The following is a 660-nucleotide window of genomic DNA, read 5'->3' on the forward strand; positions in this document are numbered from 1 at the left end:
TAGTTTGAAGATAAATGAAAGTGGAGTAGGGACAGTTAGAGGTATATCATTCCAAGGTTCAAGTACTACTAATGTAAACCATGATTCACAGTTGTATATTGGTCACTTCTATAGTCAGGTGAATACCACAAATGAGGCTACTTATGCAGAAATTGAGTTCTCGAATGAGCAAGGGGAAGCTAAGCGAATTAAACATAATCAGTACATTACCGGCTCATCAGGTAGTTCCCAAAAATTTGGGTCACTAGTGCTTTTGAGGTCGCCAGTTATAGAAAAAATAACATCAATTGAGTTATCAATACCTGATGTGAATTTCAAGTTTGCGCCAGGAACAAAAATTCAGTTATTCGGGGTGTTGTAAATGTATGAAGTTATTATTGATGAATGGGGTGAGTGGCATGTTGCAAAGAATTCTGACGGTGAAGTTACTTCAAAGTTATTGGTAACACCTTCTCAAAAGTGGAGAGACGAAAACCAGCCTGATGTTTCTGTGCCACAACTGCCTACCTTTGAAGAAAAGTTGGAAACCTTAGAGCAAGAAAAGTTAGTCTTACAACTAGCCTTGGCAGAAAGTATAGAAAAACAGGAAATAGATAAGATCAATAATCAACTAGCATTAGCTGAATTAGTAGAAACGTTAACAATGAAAGGAGTTTTATA

The 660-nt window shown here is 36.7% G+C and carries 2 protein-coding genes; both read left to right on the plus strand.

The features are described from left to right. On the plus strand, positions 1–361 hold a 361-nt coding region (locus AN957_RS28220), incomplete at its 5' end, for a hypothetical protein (RefSeq protein WP_172797733.1). Then, positions 362–660 (plus strand): hypothetical protein (locus tag AN957_RS26530; RefSeq protein WP_056682219.1); only part of this gene is annotated, 299 nt, incomplete at its 3' end. It abuts the gene before it with no gap.

Origin of the sequence: Cytobacillus solani, assembly GCF_001420595.1 — a bacterium.
GTDB classification, from domain to species: Bacteria; Bacillota; Bacilli; order Bacillales; family Cytobacillaceae; genus Cytobacillus; species Cytobacillus solani.